This window comes from Streptomyces sp. AM6-12, from assembly GCF_044327085.1.
Taxonomy (GTDB): domain Bacteria; phylum Actinomycetota; class Actinomycetes; order Streptomycetales; family Streptomycetaceae; genus Streptomyces.
The window spans coordinates 1,935,418-1,955,555 of sequence record NZ_JBIQWN010000001.1; the positions used below are offsets into that span (position 1 = coordinate 1,935,418).

General features: G+C 73.1%; 15 protein-coding genes. 3 read left to right on the forward strand and 12 right to left on the reverse strand.

The features are described 5' to 3' along the window. Positions 1-148: 148 nt before the first annotated feature. Positions 149-721 (reverse strand): transcriptional regulator NrdR, encoded by a 573-nt coding sequence (gene nrdR, locus ACE4Q9_RS08600; RefSeq protein ID WP_397983650.1) that lies wholly within the window; start codon positions 719-721, stop codon positions 149-151. A 608-nt stretch (positions 722-1,329) separates the two neighbouring features. Between nrdR and lexA the strand changes: the two genes are divergently transcribed. Next, positions 1,330-2,109 (forward strand): transcriptional repressor LexA, encoded by a 780-nt coding sequence (lexA, locus tag ACE4Q9_RS08605; RefSeq protein ID WP_037663236.1) that lies wholly within the window; start codon positions 1,330-1,332, stop codon positions 2,107-2,109. Positions 2,110-2,227: 118 nt separating this feature from the next. Here lexA and ACE4Q9_RS08610 read toward each other — a convergent pair whose 3' ends face one another. The 4 genes from ACE4Q9_RS08610 to ACE4Q9_RS08625 form a co-directional block, all read right to left on the reverse strand. Beyond that, positions 2,228-4,213 (reverse strand): ATP-dependent DNA helicase, encoded by a 1,986-nt coding sequence (locus ACE4Q9_RS08610; protein WP_397983651.1) that lies wholly within the window; start codon positions 4,211-4,213, stop codon positions 2,228-2,230. An 87-nt stretch (positions 4,214-4,300) separates the two neighbouring features. Continuing rightward, positions 4,301-4,966, reverse strand: coding sequence for a GNAT family N-acetyltransferase (locus ACE4Q9_RS08615; protein ID WP_397983652.1), 666 nt, complete (start codon positions 4,964-4,966; stop codon positions 4,301-4,303). 31 nt (positions 4,967-4,997) lie between these two features. Then, positions 4,998-6,953 carry an IucA/IucC family protein gene (locus ACE4Q9_RS08620; protein WP_397983653.1) on the reverse strand — a complete coding sequence of 652 codons (1,956 nt, stop codon included), beginning with the start codon at positions 6,951-6,953 and terminating at the stop codon, positions 4,998-5,000. Positions 6,954-7,060: 107 nt separating this feature from the next. Then, positions 7,061-8,632 (reverse strand): diaminobutyrate--2-oxoglutarate transaminase family protein, encoded by a 1,572-nt coding sequence (locus ACE4Q9_RS08625; protein WP_397983654.1) that lies wholly within the window; start codon positions 8,630-8,632, stop codon positions 7,061-7,063. Between the two features lie 305 nt (positions 8,633-8,937). Here ACE4Q9_RS08625 and ACE4Q9_RS08630 point away from each other — a divergent pair, with 305 nt between their 5' ends. Beyond that, complete coding sequence (locus tag ACE4Q9_RS08630; protein WP_397983655.1) at positions 8,938-10,167, forward strand: trypsin-like serine peptidase; 1,230 nt, start codon at positions 8,938-8,940, stop codon at positions 10,165-10,167. A 110-nt stretch (positions 10,168-10,277) separates the two neighbouring features. On the opposite strand, the gene hflX is transcribed toward ACE4Q9_RS08630, so the two are convergent. The 6 genes from hflX to miaA form a co-directional block, all read right to left on the reverse strand. Next, positions 10,278-11,768: a GTPase HflX gene (hflX, locus tag ACE4Q9_RS08635; RefSeq protein WP_397983656.1), complete on the reverse strand. Its 1,491-nt coding sequence runs from the start codon at positions 11,766-11,768 to the stop codon at positions 10,278-10,280. A 214-nt stretch (positions 11,769-11,982) separates the two neighbouring features. After that, a complete protein-coding gene (locus ACE4Q9_RS08640; RefSeq protein WP_397983657.1) occupies positions 11,983-13,569 on the reverse strand; it encodes a M1 family metallopeptidase in 1,587 nt (528 codons plus the stop codon). Between the two features lie 181 nt (positions 13,570-13,750). Next, positions 13,751-15,943 (reverse strand): RelA/SpoT family protein, encoded by a 2,193-nt coding sequence (locus ACE4Q9_RS08645; RefSeq protein ID WP_397983658.1) that lies wholly within the window; start codon positions 15,941-15,943, stop codon positions 13,751-13,753. 283 nt (positions 15,944-16,226) lie between these two features. After that, entirely contained in the window at positions 16,227-17,096 is an 870-nt protein-coding gene (gene dapF / locus ACE4Q9_RS08650; protein WP_397983659.1) for a diaminopimelate epimerase, read from the reverse strand. A gap of 82 nt (positions 17,097-17,178) precedes the next feature. Beyond that, positions 17,179-17,808 carry a hypothetical protein gene (locus ACE4Q9_RS08655; protein WP_397983660.1) on the reverse strand — a complete coding sequence of 210 codons (630 nt, stop codon included), beginning with the start codon at positions 17,806-17,808 and terminating at the stop codon, positions 17,179-17,181. Positions 17,809-17,910: 102 nt separating this feature from the next. Next, complete coding sequence (gene miaA / locus ACE4Q9_RS08660) at positions 17,911-18,849, reverse strand: tRNA (adenosine(37)-N6)-dimethylallyltransferase MiaA (RefSeq protein ID WP_397983661.1); 939 nt, start codon at positions 18,847-18,849, stop codon at positions 17,911-17,913. Positions 18,850-19,101: 252 nt separating this feature from the next. On the opposite strand from miaA, the gene ACE4Q9_RS08665 reads away from it, so the two are divergent. Further along, positions 19,102-19,386 (forward strand): antitoxin, encoded by a 285-nt coding sequence (locus tag ACE4Q9_RS08665; protein WP_397983662.1) that lies wholly within the window; start codon positions 19,102-19,104, stop codon positions 19,384-19,386. A gap of 19 nt (positions 19,387-19,405) precedes the next feature. On the opposite strand, the gene ACE4Q9_RS08670 is transcribed toward ACE4Q9_RS08665, so the two are convergent. After that, positions 19,406-20,119 (reverse strand): class III extradiol dioxygenase subunit B-like domain-containing protein, encoded by a 714-nt coding sequence (locus ACE4Q9_RS08670; protein WP_397983663.1) that lies wholly within the window; start codon positions 20,117-20,119, stop codon positions 19,406-19,408. Between the last annotated feature and the right edge of the window lie 19 nt (positions 20,120-20,138).

Here is a 20,138-nt window from a genome sequence, read left to right on the forward strand (position 1 = left end):
GGGCAAAACGCCCTGAAGTGCCCCGATGTTCCCGTGGCACGGTGTTCTGTCATGTGTCGCGGGCACCCTCAGCTGCCACCCGCGACAGGTCTTCGGTCGCCGCTTCCCGCGGCCGGAGTCCGGGCCCTCCCCCGGTCTCCCGCGCCGGTCAGTCGGCGGCTTGCGCGGGCTGGGGGACCTGGGAGGTCCCGCTGGTCCCGCGTTCGTCTTCCTGGCTCCCCGCGGCCCGTGGGGCCGCCTTGTCCGTCTCGTCCGCCGCACCCCCGGCGGTGCCGGGCATCGCCTGCCGCAGCTCCGCGATGGCGGCCTCGAAGTCGTCGAGCGAGTCGAACGCCCGGTAGACCGAGGCGAACCGCAGATAGGCGACGAGGTCGAGCTCCTGCAACGGGCCGAGTATGGCCAGACCCACGTCGTGGGTGGTCAGCTCGGCGCTGCCGGTGGCCCGCACCGCCTCCTCGACGCGCTGGCCGAGCTGGGCGAGCGCGTCCTCGGTGACTGGCCGGCCCTGGCACGCCTTGCGCACGCCGTTGATGACCTTGGTACGGCTGAAGGGCTCGGTGACGCCGGACCGCTTCACCACCATGAGCGAGCACGTCTCCACGGTCGTGAAACGACGGGAGCAGTCGGGGCACTGGCGGCGCCTGCGGATCGACGTGCCGTCGTCGGTCGTACGACTGTCGACCACACGGCTGTCGGGGTGCCTGCAGAAGGGGCAGTGCATGATCTCCAACCCTCCTCACAGCAGACTCGATAGCCTCGCCGAGCCCCATGGGCCTCGCGAAGCAGCCCTAAGCATAGGCGATCGTCGAGCCGTCTCCGACCCGGGTCACCACAACTTGTGGGCCGCTGTAGCCATCCAACCACTAGATGTGGGGATCGGCTTATTCCCCGAGGCCGGATCGCGTGTCGCGCGGGCATGGCCGGGGAGGAGCGCTTCACGGGGCGCCGGACGACCCGTCCGGAAGGACACGCGGGGGCGGAGCCGTACCCCTGTGGCGGTTGCGGGGATACCGTGGGCGCCGCACGGAGGACGCGTAGGACTCCGGTGCGGAACGGGCCCCTCGTCCGGGCGGGACGGGTCCCGGATGGCAGACTGGGGAAGCGCTCACGAGGTCGGCGACCCCGACGGGAAAGAGTACAACGCACGACAAAGAGCACTTTGTCCCGCCCCGCTCCCTGCCCGTGCCGCACTCGCACCGCGTCGGCCCATACACCCAAACACGCAATCACAACAGGTGAATCGCACTTTTTCACTCGAACGTGTGTTTGGCGCAACCTTTCGAAAGCAACTACCGTTGTCCAGCAGGGAGACCATCGAGAGGGGCCGACGTGACCACCACCGCAGACAGTGCCACCATCACCGCCCAGGACCGCTCCCAGGGCCGGGTCGAGCCGGTACATGCGATGAACGAAGCCACGAATCCCGAGGGGCCCCGGCGCTCCCTGCCGGGCCGACCTCCAGGCATCCGGGCGGACAGCTCCGGACTCACCGACCGGCAGCGCCGGGTGATCGAGGTCATCAGGGACTCCGTGCAGCGGCGCGGGTACCCGCCGTCCATGCGGGAGATCGGCCAGGCCGTCGGCCTCTCCAGCACCTCCTCCGTGGCGCACCAGCTGATGGCGCTGGAGCGCAAGGGCTTCCTGCGCCGCGACCCGCACCGCCCGCGCGCCTACGAGGTGCGCGGCTCCGACCAGGCCGTGTCGGTGCAGCCCACCGACACCAGCGGCAAGCCCGCCGCGTCGTACGTCCCGCTGGTCGGCCGGATCGCCGCCGGCGGGCCGATCCTCGCGGAGGAGTCCGTGGAGGACGTCTTCCCGCTCCCCCGCCAGCTGGTGGGCGACGGTGAGCTGTTCGTCCTCAAGGTGGTCGGCGACTCCATGATCGAGGCCGCGATCTGCGACGGCGACTGGGTCACCGTGCGCCGCCAGCCGGTCGCGGAGAACGGCGACATCGTGGCCGCCATGCTCGACGGCGAGGCCACGGTGAAGCGCTTCAAGCGCGAGGACGGCCACGTCTGGCTCCTCCCGCACAACGCGGCCTACGAGCCGATCCCCGGCGACGACGCCACCATCCTGGGCAAGGTGGTCGCCGTACTGCGGCGCGTGTGACGCCCGCGGCGAGCGGCCCCCCCGCTCGCTCCCTGACCGGGCCCCGGAACCTCTGCGCCGGTTCCGGGGCCCTGCCTTTGCCTCCGGGATCCTGCCTCGACCCAAGGCTCGGTGGGCCCTACGCGGGGCTTCCGGCCTCCGCCTGCTGCGCCGCCGCGTCGATCGCCGCGAGCGACCTGCGGGCCTGGTTGGGGTCCGTGGTGTACCAGAAGTCCGGCAGGGACGCCTTGAGGTACGAGCCGTACCGCGCCGTGGCAAGACGCTGGTCCAGTACGGCGACCACGCCCCGGTCCCCCGACGCGCGGACCAGCCGGCCGGCGCCCTGGGCCATCAGCAGGGCGGCATGGGTGGCGGCCACCGCCATGAACCCGTTGCCCCCCGCGTCCTCCACCGCCTTCTGGCGGGCGCTCATCAGCGGATCGTCCGGGCGCGGGAAGGGGATCTTGTCCATGACGACCAGCTGGCAGCTGGGTCCGGGTACGTCCACGCCCTGCCACAGCGACAGCGTGCCGAAGAGGCAGGTCTTCGGATCGGCCGCGAAGTTCTTGATCAGCTCGCCGAGCGTCTCCTCGCCCTGGAGCAGGATCGGGTACTCGGGGATGCGCGAGCGCAGTTCCTCGGCGGCGAGCTGCGCGGCCCGCATGGAGGAGAACAGCCCGAGGGTACGGCCGCCGGCCGCCTGGATCAGCTCCGCCAGCTCGTCCAGCATGTCGCCGCGCTCGCCGTCCCGCGCGGGGCGGGCCAGATGCTTGGCGACGTACAGGATGCCCTGCTTGCGGTAGTCGAAGGGGGAGCCGACGTCGATGCCCTTCCACTGCGGCAGGTCCTCGCCCTCGGCGCCCTCGGGGCCGAGCCCCAGCGAGGCGCCCACCCCGTTGAAGTCGCCGCCGAGCTTGAGGGTCGCGGAGGTGAGGACGACCGCACGGTCGGCGAACAGCTTCTCCCGCAGCAGTCCCGAGACGGACATGGGGGCGACGCGCAGGGAGGCGCCGAAGCGGTCGTGCCGTTCGTACCAGACGACGTCCCACTCCGAGCCGTTCAGCACGCGTTCCGCCACGTCGTGGACCGACTCGACCGAGGCCAGGGCCTGCTTGCGGACGGCGTCCTCGTCCTGGACGGACTTGTCGCGGGTGGCGCCGATCGCGGAGATGACCGTACGCGAGGCGTCCCGCAGCGTCATCAGGGCGTAGCCGAGGTCCTCCGGGATCTCCTCCAGGCGGCCCGGCAGGGCCAGCTCCATCAGCCGCTCGAAGCCCTCGGCGGCGGTCTGGAGCTGGTCGGCCGCCTTCTCGTTGACGAGTTTCGCGGCGCGGCGCACGGCCCGGTTGACCTGGCCGGGGGTCAGCTCGCCGGTGGCGACGCCGGTGACACGGGAGACGAGCTCATGGGCCTCGTCCACGATCAGCACCTCGTGCTGCGGCAGCACCGGGGCGCCCTCGATGGCGTCGATGGCCAGCAGCGCGTGGTTGGTGACGACGACCTCGGCGAGCTTGGCGCGCTCGCGGGCCGCCTCCGCGAAGCACTCGGCGCCGTACGCGCACTTGGTGGCGCCCAGGCACTCCCGCGAGGAGACCGAGACCTGCGCCCAGGCGCGGTCCGAGACGCCGGGGGTGAGGTCGTCCCGGTCGCCGGTCTCCGTCTCGTCCGACCAGTCCCGCAGCCGCAGCAGGTCCTGGCCCAGTTTGCTGGTGGGCGCGGCGGCCTCGAACTGGTCGAAGAGGCCGTCCTCCTCGTCCTGGGGCATGCCTTCGTGCAGCCGGTGCAGGCACAGGTAGTTGGAGCGGCCCTTGAGCATCGCGAACTCGGGGCGGCGGCGCAGCAGCGGGTGCAGCGCGTCGACCGTGCGCGGCAGGTCGCGCTCGACGAGCTGGCGCTGGAGGGCGAGGGTGGCCGTCGCCACGACCACTCTCTCCCCGTGCGCGAGCGCGGGCACGAGGTAGCCGAGCGACTTTCCGGTGCCGGTGCCGGCCTGGACCAGCAGATGGGATCCGTCGTCGATCGCCTCGGCGACCGCTTCGGCCATGGTCACCTGGCCGGGGCGCTCCGTGCCGCCGACCGCGGCGACGGCGGCGTGCAGGAGTTCGGGGAGGGAGGGCTTCGTCATAGCCCGACCACCCTACGGCCCGGCACCGACAATCGGAGGCCGTTCACACCCATCGTGCACCCATCGTGAGAACTCGCTCACTCTGCGCTACAGCACATCGCGCAGCACCCGGTCCCGGATCATGAGGGCGGCGCGCTTGTCCGGCAGGTCGACCTCGGCGGCGTACCGGAATCCGGCGCCGAGGAACGCGGCGAGCGAGGGGGTGTTGCGGTGATCGGGTTCGGCCACGACGCGGGCGCAGGCGGGGCGCCGGTCGAGGATCAGGTCGGCCACGGCGCGCAGCAGCGCGGAGCCGAGCCCCCGGCCCCGGTCGCCCGCGGCGCCGAGGAGCAGGTGGATGCCGGTGTCGTGGGGCAGGACCGGGCAGTGCAGGGCCAGCGGGTCGAGGTCGGCGCGGTAGATCTCCCAGTAGCTCATCGGGGTGCCGTCCAGCACGCCGAGGCAGGGCACGCTCCGTCCGTCGCCGTCGAGTTGGGCGCGCAGGTGGTCCGCGGTGCGGTGGCGGGGCCCGGCCAGTTCCCAGAACTCGGCGACGGCGGGGTCGTTCATCCAGGCGTGCACGAGCGGGAGGTCCCGGTCGAGGCGGATGGGGATCAACTGGAAGGTGCCGACGGGGGTCCGGACCGGTTCCCAGGGGGTGCGGACGCCGTCGAGGAGGTCGTCGGCGGTTCCCTCCAGGAGATCACCTGTCATCCCTTCGCCGAAGAGGTCCAGGAACTCGGTGGGGGCGGTGCGCACGTCGGTGGGCGGCACGGCGGGTTCCTCTCTGCTCTGCCCAAGGGCCTTACGGGTGGAGGGGGTTGGCGATGGTGACGTACACGGACTGGGTGTCGACCGGGCCGACGAGTTCGTCGAGACCGTGCAGCCGCGTCAGCAGGTTGGCCTTGCAGCGCAGGACGGGCGAGTCGAGCAGCCGGGCGGGCAGCGGGGTGCGCAGGGCCGCGGGGCCGGTGGCGAGACCGGTGAGGAAGCGGCGGAACGCGGCGAGCAGCAGCCGTTCGTCGGCGAGGCGCTGGGAGCCGAGGGCGCCGATCAGGCCGAACACGTTGTTGACGGCGAGGTAGTAGGCGAAGCGTTCGTCGGCGACCTCGTCGGAGACGAAGGTGTCGCTGTGTTCGCCGATGCCGGGCAGCCGGGCGTCGAGTTCGGCGCGGCGGGAGGCGCGGAAGTAGTAGCCCTGGTTGTCCCGGTAGCGGCCGCCCCTGGGCCAGCCGTCGCGGTCGAGCAGGACGAGGGTGTTCTGCTGGTGCGCTTCGAGGGCGATACCGGCCTCGGCGTCCAGCCAGAGAACGGGGCGGACGACCTGCTCCAGGTAGCGCAGGAACCACTCCGTGGCGACGGCGGCGACGGGACGGCCGGTACGGGCGGCGAGCCGGGCGACGAGCAGCGCGAGCCGGGAGCGCATCGGCGGGACGGGGGCAGTGGCCGTACCGGAGGAGATGGCGGCATCGAAGGCGGTCCCGGCACCGGGGGCGGTCTTCGTACCGGGGGTGGCTCCCATCCGGTCGAGTGGGCGGGGCGAGACGAGTCCGGCGAGGCAGCCGGCGTCGTCGGCCGGGGTGAAGGGGTTGTGCCGGATCATCACGTCGAGGCCGGGCACCGGCCGCCCGTCCGGGTCGTCCACGGCGAGCCACGCCGGGTCGCGCACGATGTCGAAGCCGGGGTGGGCGGCGCTCCACTGCCTGGACAGGCCCGCGCGCAGCAGCCGGTGCACCTCGACGCCGCGCCGCAGCTCCTTGCGCAGGTTCTCGCGGCGGGAGTTGGTGATGCGCAGGCCCAGCGACAGCTTGAGCATGGCGGGCGCGCCGGAGCGGTAGACGGTGCGCACGGAGGAGGTGGGGTGCCAGGCGGGGCCGTGTGCGCCGAGGTCTCTGAGGAGTCCGGCGTCGAACAGGGCGGCGACGGGGGCGCGGTGCCGTGCCTCGCGGGCCTGCCAGGGGTGCAGCGGGAGGGCGGTGTACCCGTCGGGCAGGGGCAGGGCGGTGCCGGCCAGGTGCCGGACGAGGTGGTCGGCGGGGACGGGACGGCCGCGTTCGGTCCAGGCCGACTCGGTGGCGAGCAGACTGGGCGCCACCGCCAGCCAGTGCAGCGGGAAGGAGCCGCGCGACTCCGGGGAGTAGAGGGGGACTTCAGACTCAGTCAGGCCCTCGCGGCTCTTGGGGGTGGGGTGCAGGGGGTGGCCGAGGAGGAGGGCCTGTTCGGCGCCGAGGAAGAGGTCGGGGCCGTCGGCGGGGTGGGCGCGCCGGTGGCGGACGAAGACGGCGGTACGACGCAGGGAGTCGGCGACCCGTGCCACGAGGTCGCCGTCGTCGCCGCCCGTGCTCTCCCTGGTGAGCAGCGCCGCGAGGGTGACGGCGTCGACGGGCCGGGCGGTCTCGGGGGCGTCGGCGAACCGGGGCGGGCCGAAGCGGTGCCAGCCGGTCGGGGACCAGTAGCGGACCGGGACGAGCAGGCGGGTGCCGGTGGCGGGCAGCGCGATGCGCAGGGTGCCGGTCGTCGGGGCGGGCAGGCCGGTCTCCCGTACCCAGCAGCGCAGCAGGTTCTCCACGGCGGCGGCCCCCGCCGCGGCGGCGGCGTCGGGGTCGTCCAGCGCCTCCGGGCCGGGCTCGGTGTGCCGGCTCGGGTCCACGGTCCGCCGGCGCTGCTGCGGAACCGCCTCGGCGTACGGCGCGCCCGTCCCGGCGGCTCCCGGTTCATCGGGGGCTCCGGAACGGCCGTCGGGGGTGGGGGTGGCGTTCAAGACGGCTCCTCGGGGCGTGAGCGGGTCGGGCACGGGGTGTCGACGGGGCCGGGACGGGCGGCCCTGGGGACGCGGCAGTGGGTGGCGCGGGGTGCCTGCCCGCGCGCTCAGTCGGTGCGGCGGACCGGGCCGTGCGCCTCGGCCTCGCGGGCCACCGCCCCCACCGCGTCGGTCAGCCGGTCCAGTACGGCACTCGTCTGCTCGTCGGTGATCGTCAGCGGCGGCAGCAGCCGGACCACCGAGGAGTGCCGCCCGCCGAGTTCCACGATGAGCCCCCGCCGCAGGCACTCGCGCTGGACGGCGGCGGCGAGTCCGGGAGCGGCGGGCCGGGGAGCGCGGGCGGGCTCGCCGGGGAAGGCCACGGCACCGGAGTCGTAGGCACCGGGCTTCACCTGGAGAGGAGCGGCACCGGAGTCGTAACCGCCGGGCTTCCCCTCGAAGGGAGCGGCACCGGAGTCGTAGCCGCCGGGTCCCCCGCCGGCGGGCGCGGCGCCACGGCCGTCACCGACGTGCTCGACGTGGCCCGCCACCGCCCCCGCCGGCTCCACCAGTTCCACCCCGATCATCAGCCCCCGCCCCCGGACCTCCCCCACGCACGCCAACCCTCCGATGTCGGCTCGCAGTTGCGCCATGATCCGCGCTCCGAGCCGGTCCGCGCGCTCCGCCAGGCCGTTCTCCCGGACGTACGCGAGCGTCGCCGTGCCCGCCGCCATCGCGAGTTGGTTGCCGCGGAACGTGCCCGCGTGGGCGCCCGGTTGCCAGACGTCGAGGTCGTCGCGGTAGACGATGACGGCCAGCGGGAGGCTGCCGCCGATGGCCTTGGAGAGGACCATGACGTCGGGGGTGATGCCGCTGTGGTCGACCGCCCAGAAGGCCCCGGTGCGGCCGACGCCGGTCTGCACCTCGTCGGCGATCAGCGGGATGCCGCGGTCGGCGGTGACGCGGCGCATCCGGCGCAGCCAGTCGTCCGGGGCCGGGTGCACCCCGCCCTCGCCCTGCACCGGTTCGAGGATCATCCCGGCGGGCAGCGGCACCCCGGACTTGGGGTCGTCGAGGAGCGACTCGGTCCAGCGCGCGGCGAGTTCGGCGCCGTACGGGCTGCCGACGCCGAAGGGGCAGCGGTAGTCCTGCGGGTAGGGCAGCCGGACGGCCCGGACCTCGGACGCGCCGCCGGAGACGGCCAGCGCGCCCTCGGTCATGCCGTGGTACGCGCCGGTGAAGGCGAGGAGTCCGGTGCGGCCCGTCGCGGCCCGGACCAGTTTGAGCGCGGCCTCGACCGCGTCCGTCCCGGCCGGCCCGCAGAACTGCACCCGCGCCCGCCCGGCGAGACCCGCCGGGAGGGTGCGGAACAGCTCGGTGATGAACGCGTCCTTGACCGGGGTCGCGAGGTCGAGGACCGACAACGGGGCACCGGAATCGAGGACTTGGCGCACGGCGGCCAGGACCACCGGGTGATTGTGGCCGAGCGCGAGCGTGCCCGCGCCGGAGAGGCAGTCCAGGTAGCGGCGGCCGTCCGCACCCTCGATGGTCAGCCCGCGCGCCCGCACGGGCACGATGGGCAGGGCCCGCGCGTAGGTGCGCGCCGAGGACTCGCGCGCCGACTGGCGCCGCAGAATCCCCTCGTGCGCGGCGCCCGCCGGCCCCTGCGTCTCTTCCGCCAACGACTCGGTCACGGCCACGGCTGGCTGTCCTCCCGCTGCATTCAGGCGAGTTGATCCACGGGGCCAAGGACAGACAGCGGGCCCCCCACCGCCTACAACCGCTCACCGTGCCCCGGAGTCACGGCCTGACCCGGACCGATACGCGAGCCCACGCGCCGCTCGTAGCGAAACCGTTGCCGTTCCGGCGAAAGTCCCGGCCGCCGAACGCATAGGGTGTGATGCCGTTCCGAAAGGTCTCTGCACCGGCTCGAACTCTCCGTGAGGAGGCCGCCGGTGCCCTGGCCGAGCGCCGAAGTTCCGTCATCCTACGGGGAGTCACGAGCATGCGATCCATACGGCCGTCGTCCACCACCCGGCGAGAAGGGGGCAAGCGCACCCGCCGCGCCTCGACCTCGCTGGCGGCGGTCGCCCTCGCCTCGGCGCTGGCGCTGACCGCCACCGCCTGCGGCGGCGACGACCAAGCCGACGGCAACCCGTCCGCCTCCGCCGCCGCGATCGGCACCGGCGACGGAAAGATCAAGATCCCGGACGATGTGCGCCGCAAGCTCAAGGAGCACGGGATCGACATCGACAAGTGGAAGAACGGCGCCTGGAAGGACTGGAACCGCAAGGACTGGCTGCGCGAGGCCAACGACTTCATCAACCCGGTCATCAAGGGCCTGTGGGACCCGAACCGGATGCGGCACGCGGGCGACCCGGACAAGGGCGTCGACGACAACGACATCTCCGGTGACCAGGGCGTGACCGACCCGACGCCGCAGCCGGTGAAGGCGCGACAGGTCGCGGCGCCCTACCACGCCAGCGCGGCCACCTCGGGCAAGGTGTTCTTCGACTCCCCCGAGGGCCACATGGTCTGCTCGGGCACGGTCGTGGAGGACCCCGCGCACCCCGGCAAGTCCAACCTGGTGTGGACGGCGGGCCACTGTGTGCACGCCGGCAAGAGCGGCGGCTGGTACCGCAACCTCGCCTTCGTGCCGTCGTACAACAACGCGGCGCAGTCGGTCGGCCAGCTCCAGCACGCCACCCGCGCGCAGATCGCGCCGTACGGCGTCTGGTGGGCGGACGCGGCGCAGACCTCCCAGCAGTGGATCGACAAGGGCGGCGAGACCGGCGGCGACGGAGCACCGTACGACTTCGCGGTCATCCATGTGACGCCGGAGCAGGGCAACGGCGGCAAGTCACTGGAGGAGACGGTCGGCGGGGCGCTGCCGGTGGACTTCGACGCGCCGGCCGTGCCGAAGGTGCCGCACATGACGGCCTCGGGCTACCCGGCGGCGCCGCCGTACGACGGCCAGCTGCTGTACCAGTGCGAGGACAAGCCGGGCCGGCTGTCGATGAACCAGGCCGACCCGACGATGTACCGGATCGGCTGCACCATGACCGGTGGCGCCTCGGGCGGCGGCTGGGTGGAGACCGGCTCCGACGGCAAGCCGGCGCTGGTGTCCAACACCTCGATCGGCCCGGTGACCTCCGGCTGGCTCGCGGGTCCCCGCTTCGGCGATGTGGCCAAGGGCGTGTACAAGTCGGTCAGCGACAAATTCGCCGGGCAGTAGTCCTCGCCATCACGGACCGCGCGACGCTCGTAGGCCGTGACTGTACGACCGTATGACGTAGGCCCGCCGCCCCCCGAGGGGACGGCGGGCCTACGTGCTGCTGCCGTGGGTCAGCCCGCGGAGACCGGTGTGTACGGCGCGAGGTCCGCGGCCAGTTCCTCGTGCACCCGGACCTTGAGCAGGGTGCCCTCCGCGGTGTGCTCCTCGGAGATCACCTCGCCCTCGCTGTGGGCGCGGGCGACCAGCTTGCCGTGGGTGTACGGCACCAGCACCTCGACCTCGACCTCGGGACGCGGCAGCTCCGCGTCGATCAGCGCGAGCAGCTCGGCGATGCCCTGACCGGTGCGGGCCGAGACCGCGATGGAGCGCTTCTCGACGCGCAGCAGCCGCTGGAGGACCAGCGGGTCGGCCGCGTCCGCCTTGTTGATCACGACGATCTCGGGCACGCCGGTGGCGCCGACGTCCCGGATGACCTCGCGCACGGCGGCGAGCTGCTCCTCGGGGGTCGGGTGCGAGCCGTCCACCACATGCAGGATCAGGTCGGAGTCGCCGACCTCCTCCATGGTGGAGCGGAACGCCTCGACCAGGTGGTGGGGCAGGTGCCGGACGAAGCCGACGGTGTCCGCCAGGGTGTACAGGCGGCCGCTCGGGGTCTCCGCGCGGCGCACGGTCGGGTCCAGGGTCGCGAACAGCGCGTTCTCGACCAGGACGCCGGCGCCGGTGAGCCGGTTGAGCAGGGAGGACTTGCCGGCGTTGGTGTAACCGGCGATGGCGACGGAGGGCACCTTGTTGCGGCGGCGCTCCTGGCGCTTGATCTCGCGGCCGGTCTTCATGTCCGCGATCTCCCGGCGCATCTTCGCCATCTTCTCGCGGATGCGGCGCCGGTCCGTCTCGATCTTGGTCTCACCGGGACCACGCGTGGCGAGGCCGCCGCGACCGCCACCCATCTGCCGGGACAGCGACTGGCCCCAGCCGCGCAGCCTCGGCAGCATGTACTGCATCTGGGCGAGCGCGACCTGCGCCTTGCCCTCGCGGGACTTGGCGTGCTGGGCGAAGATGTCCAGGATCAGGGCGGTGCGGTCGATGACCTTGACCTTGACCACGTCCTCCAGCTGGATCAGCTGGCCGGGACTCAGCTCACCGTCGCAGATCACGGTGTCCGCGCCCGATTCGAGGACGATGTCGCGCAGCTCCAGGGCCTTGCCGGAGCCGATGTAGGTGGCCGCGTCGGGCTTGTCGCGGCGCTGGATGACGCCGTCGAGCACGAGCGCGCCCGCGGTCTCCGCGAGGGCGGCCAGCTCCGCGAGGGAGTTGTCCGCGTCCTGCGCGGTGCCGGTGGTCCACACGCCGACGAGCACGACCCGCTCCAGGCGGAGCTGGCGGTACTCGACCTCGGTGACGTCCTCCAGCTCGGTGGACAGACCCGCCACGCGGCGCAGGGCCGCGCGCTCGGAGCGGTCGAACTGGTCGCCGTCCCGCTCTCCGTCGATCTCGTAGCTCCAGGCGACGTCCTCTTCCATCAGGGCATCGGCCCGAAGATTCTCGGGGTGGGCGTGCGCCGTGCGCTTGGCGTCCTGGGAAGGGGAAGAAGAGGAGGTCATTGGATCCTTACGTCGATGGGAGTGCCGTGAGGCCGTCGGTGCGGCGGCCCGGCCGGGCCGCTCGTCCTGGTCAACGCTCGGGTACCCCGGTAGATTCCCGTGTCCCGCGCGGCGCCGACCCGAAGATGTTCGCACGAGCCGCCGCACCGCGTCACCGGGTTATCGCGGCGCGCAGCGGCAGCCGTCACCCTTGTGCGTGCCGAACCTGCCGCGGTCACCGGCGGGCCGGGCGCTTGGTGGCCTTCCCGGACTTGGCGGGCGGGTCGGCCGGTTTCCAGTCGGGGTGGCCCGGCATCGGCGGGGTCTTGTCGCCGTACAGCCAGTCGTGCAGGAAGCCGGTGAGGTCCCGGCCGGCGACCTGGGAGGCCAGCTTGATGAAATCGCCGGTGGAGGCGTTGGCGTCGCGGTGGTCGCGGACCCAGAGCCGCTCCAGCCGCTCGAAGGCCGGGCGGCCGATCTCCTGCCGCAGGGCGTAGAGGGCGAGGGCCGCGCCGTCGTAGACGCTGGGCCGGAAGATGCTGATCTTCTGGCCGGGCTCGGGCAGCTTGGGCCGGGCGGGCGGTCCGCCGGAGGCGCGCCAGCCGTCGGAGGCGCCGTAGGCGGCCTTCATCCGGTCGATCATGGGCTGGTGGCCCTCCTCCTGCGCGTACAGGGCCTCGTACCAGGTCGCGTGCCCCTCGTTCAGCCACACGTCCGACCAGGTGGCGGGGCTGACGCTGTCGCCGAACCACTGGTGGGACAGCTCATGCACCATGACCGACTCCACGTACCACTTGGGGTAGCCGGGCTCGGTGAACAGCTTCTTCTCGAAGAGGGAGAGGGTCTGTGTCTCCAGTTCGAACCCGGTGGTGGCGTTCGCCATGATCACGCCGTACGTCTCGAACGGGTACGTGCCGACCTTGCTCTCCATCCAGGCGACCTGGTCGGGCGTCTTGGCGAGCCAGGGTTCGAGGGTCTTGCGGTCGGCGCTGGGCACCACGTCGCGCAGCGGCAGTCCGTGGGGGCCCTCGCGGCGCGGCACGGCGGAGCGGCCGATGGACACCTGGGCGAGCTCGGTGGCCATGGGGTGCTCGGTGCGGTAGGTCCAGGTGGTGCTGGAGCCGGTGCGCTTCGAGCCGATGGGCAGGCCGTTGGCGACCACCGTGTAGGCGTTGGGCGCGGTGACCCGGAAGGTGAACATCGCCTTGTCGGACGGGTGGTCGTTGCACGGGAAGACCAGGTGGGCGGCGTCGGCCTGGTTCGCCATGACGAGGCCGTCGGTGGTGGGCACCCAGCCGCCGTCGCCCTTCTGGTCCCCGGTGGGCCGGGGGTCGCTGGTGTGCCGCACGGTGATCCGGACCCAGTCACCCCGGCGCAGCGGGTGGGCGGGGGTGACGACCAGGTCCTCCCCCGCACTGGCGAAGTCCGCGGGCACACCGTCGACCTCGACGGAGCGGACGGTGCCGCGCGCGAAGTCCAGGTTGAGGCGGTCCAGGTCGGCGGTGACCCAGGCGTCGATGGTGGTGACGGCCTGGAGCGGCTTGTCGTCGCTGCCGGGGTAGGTCAGGTCAAGGTCGTACGACGCGACGTCGTAGCCGGGGTTGCCCAGTGTGGGGTACAGCCGGTCACCGATGCCGAGCGGCACGGGCGGCGCGGCCGCGCCGAGCAGACACAGGGAGCAGAGGGAGGCGGCGGAGGCGAGCAGGGCGCCCTTACGGCGGCGGAGGGCCGTCCGCTGCCGGGGGGCGGGGGCGGGGGCGGGGGCGGCCCGGTGGTGGGAGGCGGGGCCGGGGGCGGCGCGGTGGCGGGGGGTGAGCAGCATGGACCACGGCTACCAGCGCCCGCGCGCCGTACGGCGGCGACGCGCGCCCGTCCCACCCGAACGGATTGCCTCCGGTGAGCGGGCCGACCGAACGGCGTGCCCCGCGTGAGCAGGACGCCCGGAAGCATGGCCTCGGGTAAGCGGCAGGCCCGAAAGGACCCCTTGCTACGGCGTTCGCTCGCTACGGCGTCCGCGAGGCAGGGGTCTGGTGCCGGGTGCGGCTCACGTCGTACACGCCCGGAACGTCCCGCATGGCGCGCATGAGGGCCGGCAGGCCCGAGGCGTCGGGGAGCTGGAGGGTGTAGGTGTGCCGCACCCGCTGCTCGCTCGGCGGTTCCACCGTGGCGGAGACGATGTCGCCGCCCGCCAGTGCGATGGCCTCGGTGAGGTCGGCGAGCAGACCCCGACGGCCGAACGATTCGGCGACCAGGGTGACCCGGCACGCTGTGCTCTCCCCCCAGCGCACTCCGATCTCGGTGCGCCCCCTGCTCTTCATGTGCGCCACCGCCGCGCACTCCACGCGGTGCACGGTCACCACTCCCCCGCGTACCGGGAAGCCGGTGATCTCGTCGGGCGGCACGGGCGTACAGCAGCCGGCGAGGCGTACGGCGGCGCCGGGGCGGTCGGTGCGGACGTCGGCGCCCTGGGTGCGTCCCGCGGGCCCGGTCTCGTAGGCGTGCCGGTCCGGGAAGTCGGCGTCGGCGCGGTAGCCGGCCGGCTCCTCGGCGGGCGCGCCGCCGCCGGGGTGGGTGGCCAGCCAGCGCTGGATGGCGATGCGCGCGGCCGGGGTGTGGGCGTGCTCCAGCCACTCGCGGGAGGGCTCCGAGGCGGGATCCTGGCCCATCAGGAGTTCGACGGTGTCGCCGTCCTCGAGGACCGTGCTCAGCGTGGCGAGGCGGCCGTTGACGCGGGCGCCGATGCAGGCGTGCGCGTCCTCGCCGTACTGCCCGTAGGCCGCGTCCACGCAACTGGCGCCCTCGGGCAGGCCCAGGGTGCCGCCGTCCGGGCGGAAGACGGTGATCTCGCGGTCCTGGGCGAGGTCCTCGCGCAGGGTGGACCAGAAGGTGTCGGGGTCGGGCGCGGCCTGCTGCCACTCCAGGAGGCGGGAGAGCCAGCCGGGCCGGGTGGGGTCGGCGCGCTCGCCGTCGGCGGGGTCGTCGGGGGCGGGGTCGTCGGGGGCGGCGGTGCCGGAGGCGTAGGGGTTGCCGAGCGCGACGACGCCGGCCTCGGCGACCTTGTGCATCTGGTGGGTGCGGATGAGGACTTCGACCACCTGTCCGTCGGGGCGGGCCACGGCCGTGTGCAGCGACTGGTACAGGTTGAACTTCGGTACGGCGATGAAGTCCTTGAACTCCGAGACCACCGGCGTCATACAGGTGTGCAACTCGCCGAGCACGCCGTAACAGTCGGCGTCCTCGCCCACCAGCACCAGCAGCCGGCCGAAGTCGGTGCCGCGCAACTGCCCGCGTTTACGGGCCACTCGGTGCACGGAGACGAAGTGGCGCGGACGGGTGAGGACTTCGGCGGTGATACCGGCCTCGCGCAGCACCGCCCGCATCTCGTCGGCGACCTCGGCGAGCGGGTCGGCGGTGCGGGCGGCGTTCCGCGCGATGAGTTCCCTGGTGTGCTCGTACTCCTCGGGGTGGAGGATGGCGAAGACCAGGTCCTCCAGTTCGGTCTTCAGGGCCTGGACGCCGAGGCGTTCGGCGAGCGGGATGAGGACGTCGCGGGTGACGCCCGCGATCCGCGCCTGTTTCTCGGGGCGCATCACGCCGAGGGTGCGCATGTTGTGCAGCCGGTCGGCGAGTTTGATCGACATCACGCGCACGTCGCTGCCGGTGGCGACGAGCATCTTGCGGAAGGTCTCGGGTTCGGCGGCGGCGCCGTAGTCGACCTTCTCCAGCTTGGTGACGCCGTCGACCAGGTAGCGGACCTCCTCGCCGAACTGCTCGCCGACCTGATCCAGCGTCACCTCGGTGTCCTCGACGGTGTCGTGCAGCAGCGAGGCCGTCAACGTCGTCGTCTCGGCCCCGAGTTCGGCGAGGATGAGGGTCACCGCGAGGGGGTGGGTGATGTACGGCTCGCCGCTCTTGCGCATCTGGCCGCGGTGCGAGGACTCGGCCAGCACGTAGGCGCGGCGCAGGGGTTCGAGGTCGGCGTCGGGATGGTGGGCGCGGTGCGCCTCCACCACATGGCCGATCGCGTCGGGCAGTCTGTCGCGGGCGGCGGGCCCGAGCAGCGCGGCCCGGCCGAGCCGGCGCAGGTCGATCCTGGGCCGGGACTTCCGGCGCACCGTCGCGGGCGCCACGGCGGCCTTCGCGGCCGTGGGCACTACCGGGACCGGGGTCGAAGGGTTCGTGGCCTCCGCACTCATGGGCACCTCCGGCTCGTGGACCGGCGGACGGATCCCCAGGGCATGCGCGGCGCAGGGCGCCGACGCTCCCCCGTCCGTGCCGGTGCTTGATGCTATCGAGCCCACCACGTGCGGCAGACCGCCTCTCGCCGAGCGTGAAACGGATCACCCATTCGAGCGACGAAAAGGAGGTTTAGATTTTGCGCCACCTGCCCTCCCATCGCCCGTGGATTCGATCCGGCCCCGGTACCGGGAACCCCTGCTCCGGGGTGTCCGAGGCCGCCACGGGGGCGGTTCCAGAAGGTCAGCGAAGCGCGTTTTCCAGCCACTCGGGGTCGATCTCGCCCTCGGCGACGATCACCGCGGGTCCGGTCATCTCGATCTGCCCGTCCGGCCGTTCGGTGATGACCAGCCGGCCGCCGGGCAGGTCCACGGTGTACGTCGCCGGGGTACCGGTGACGGCCGGGTCGGCGCCGTCGCGGCGGGCGGCGGCCACGGCGACGGCGCAGGCGCCGGTGCCGCAGGAGCGGGTCTCGCCGGAGCCGCGCTCGTGCACCCGCATCGCGACATGGCGGGGGCCGCGGTCCACGACGAACTCCACGTTGACACCCTCCGGGTAGGCGCTCTCGGGGCTGACCGGCGGCGGGGTGTACAGGTTTCCGGCGTGTGCGAGGTCGGCGACGAAGGCGACCGCGTGCGGGTTGCCCATGTTGACGTTCCGCGCGGGCCAGTCGCGCTCGCCGACGCGCACCGTGACGTCCCCTTCGGGGAGGCGGGCACTGCCCATGCCGACGGTCACGTCCCCGTCCTTGGCGATGTGCACGCTCTTGACGCCGCCGCGGGTGGCGATGGTCAGATCGCCCTCGGCGGCATGCCCGGCGTGCTGGAGGTAGCGGGCGAAGACGCGGACGCCGTTGCCGCACATCTCGGCGATCGAGCCGTCGCTGTTGCGGTAGTCCATGAACCACTCGGCCTCGCCGGCCATCCCCCGCGCCTCGGGGTGCGCGGCGGAGCGCACCACGTGCAGCACGCCGTCGCCGCCGATGCCGGCCCGGCGGTCGCACAGGGCGGTCACGGCGGCCGGGGACAGCTCGATGGCGTTGTCGGGGTCCGGGACGATCACGAAGTCGTTCTCCGTACCGTGCCCCTTGAGGAAGGCGATCCGCGTGCTCATTCCTCGATCGTACGGGGTGGGTACGACAGCGGTCCTACGGCGGCTGCGGCGACCGTCGGTGCACGGAACCCTGGGCGCGCGGTCAGCGCAGGCGGGCGACCCGCCAGACGGCGAGTACGGCCACCACGGCGACCAGCAGGGCGTAGCCGAGGACGACGCGCCAGTCCGGGCGGCGGCCGGAGCCGCGCGGGGGCAGCCCGGGCCAGGTGTAGCCGACGCGGCGGGCGGCCATCATGCCCCAGCCCGCGGCGCAGCAGCAGATCAGCAGGCCGAGCATCGCGATGACCGCGCCGCTGTCGCCGTCGAAGGCGAGCGGGAAGGCGAACATCAGGGAGCCGACGGCGGACAGTCCCACGATGGGCGCGAGCTGCCAGATACGCAGCCGGCGCTGCGGGCGCAGCTCGACCTCGACCTCGGGGCCGCTGCTGTACATCTCCTCGGGCGCCGGGCCGTCGGCGGTCACGCCGTCCGCGCTCTCGTCGGGCCCGTCCTCGGCGAGCCGGTCCCCGGCTTCTGCCTCGGCCTCTGCGAGGGGATGCGCGCCCTCGGCCGGCCCAAGCTCGCCCGCTGCCCGGAAATCGTCCTGGAGATCGTCCCGGAAGCCGTCTTGAAGGTCTTCCTGCAGACCCTCGTCCCGGTCCGATCGGTCACCCTCGGTGGTGACGTGCTCAGCACCTGATGCGGTGTCGCGAGGGCCGGCCTCCATCGCCACGCGCCCTCCCAACTAGGACTCCACTTGGTCGATCGAAGCACGATGATGGCACGGCGCCGGAGGCGCCGATGACCGGCGGCGCATCCCGATGCCATCACGTGATCAGGCTGTAACCGGTCGTTCGACCAACGTCAGGGCCTGCCGCGGAAGTTCCCCGCGGTCGGCTTCGGCGCCGCTCAGCCAGTGCACACGCGGGTCGCGGCGGAACCAGGAATCCTGCCGGCGCGCGAAGCGCTTGGTGGCGCGTACGGTCTCCGCACGCGCCTCCGCTTCGGTGCACTCCCCGGCGAGCGCCGCGAGTACCTGCTGGTATCCCAGCGCGCGCGACGCCGTGCGCCCCTCGCGCAACCCCTGCGCCTCCAGGGCCCGCACCTCGTCCACGAGACCGGCGTCCCACATCCGGTCGACACGCCGGGTGATCCGGTCGTCAAGCTCCGGGCGGGCCACGTCGACGCCGATCTGGACGGTGTCGTAGACCGAGTCGTGGCCGGGGAGGTTGGCGGTGAAGGGCTGGCCGGTGATCTCGATCACTTCCAGGGCGCGGACGATACGGCGGCCGTTGCCGGGCAGGATCGCGCGGGCGGCCTCGGGGTCGGCGGCGGCCAGGCGGGCGTGCAGGGCGCCGGAGCCGCGCAGCGCCAGTTCCTCCTCCAGGCGGGCGCGGACCTCGGGGTCGGTGCCGGGGAACTCCAGGTTGTCGACGGCGCCGCGGACGTACAGCCCGGAGCCGCCGACGAGGACCGGCCAGCGGCCCTCGGCGAGCAGCGCGTCGATGTGGCCGCGGGCCAGCTTCTGGTACTCGGCGACCGAGGCGGTGACCGTGACGTCCCAGACATCCAGGAGGTGGTGCGGTACGCCGCCGCGCTCCTCGGGCGTCAGCTTGGCGGTGCCGATGTCCATCCCCCGGTAGAGCTGCATCGAGTCGGCGTTGACGACCTCGCCGCCGAGTTGCTGGGCCAGGAAGACGCCCAGATCGGACTTTCCGGCCGCAGTGGGTCCGACGACGGCGATGACGCGGGGGGAGGGGGATGCGCTGCTCACCGCCCCAGTCTCGCAAACCTCGCGGCGGGGTCTCGAACGAGCTACGTGACAAAGCCGGTCGCCGGGTCGTTACCCGAGGTGAGGTGCCGTGTGCGGGCGGTCCGCGACGGTGACCCCGGGCGGCGCGGCCGTACGCACCGCGTGACGCGGGAAACTCCCCGCGCGAGTACCGTATGGAGGGGATATGGGCGTGATTTCACGGCTCCTGGGCAGGGTGTCCGCAGGGAGCCGTTTCGCGAGGGAAGGTTGATCATGGGTCTGTTCGACAACATGAAGGCCAAGCTCGGCCCGGCCAAGGACAAGGTGTCCGACCTCGCGCGCCAGCACGGCGACAAGGTGCAGCAGGGCCTCGACAAGGCCGCCAAGGCCGTGGACGAGCGGACCAAGCACAAGTACAGCGACAAGATCCAGGCGGGCACGGGCAAGGCGAAGGACGCCATGGACCGTCTGGCCCACATGGACGAGCACCCGGAGGGCACACCGGGCGCCCAGCCGAATCCCCCTACGCCGCCGCAGGGGCCGCCGCCGGCCTCGTGAGCCGGTTGGACCGGGTCCGTCAGGCCCAGGTCGCGACCAGGTACCCCACGCCGTACGGCGCGTCCTCGTACAGCAGGCTGCCGTCGAGGTTAGTGCCCTCGGCGGCGCCGGCCAGGATCTGCCAGGGGGCGCGGCCGGAGGACTTCAGGGTGCGGGCGAGGTCGGCGTCCAGGGACCGCAGGGCCGGGAGGTCGGCCGTGGCCAGGGCGCGGGCGGCTGCCGCGTCGTAGGGGGCCGCGCGTTCGTCCAGGTAGCCCGGAGCCTTGACCGTGCGGCAGGCGCTGCCGTCGCCCAGGACGAGAAGGGCCACGCGGCTGGCCCGGTCCGCGAGTTCCCGGCCGGTCTCGGCGCAGCGCGCCGGCGTGCGCGTCTCCTCGGCGCCGAGGCCCTCGATGGGGGCGTCCGCCCAGCCGGTCCGCGCCAGCAGCCAGGCGCCGACGGCCAGCGAGGACGGCAGCTCGCGCGCCGTCGCAGGGTCCTGGCCGGTCCCCAGGCGGACGTCCAGGGCGACGCCGTACCCCCGGAACGAACCCGGCGCGCCCGGCGGGTACGGGCCGCCCTCGCCCGGCCCGGCCGGCCCGACGACCACCAGCAGGTCAGGGCGGGCGGCCGCGAGCACGCCCAGCGCGTCCGTACAGGCCGCGCGCGCGGTGTCCAGTTCGGGTGCGGCGCCCGCGGCGACCTCGGGCACGAGCAGCGGCGGGCAGGGGCAGACGGCGGCGGCGACAAGCATGGTCGGCAGGGTAACCCGG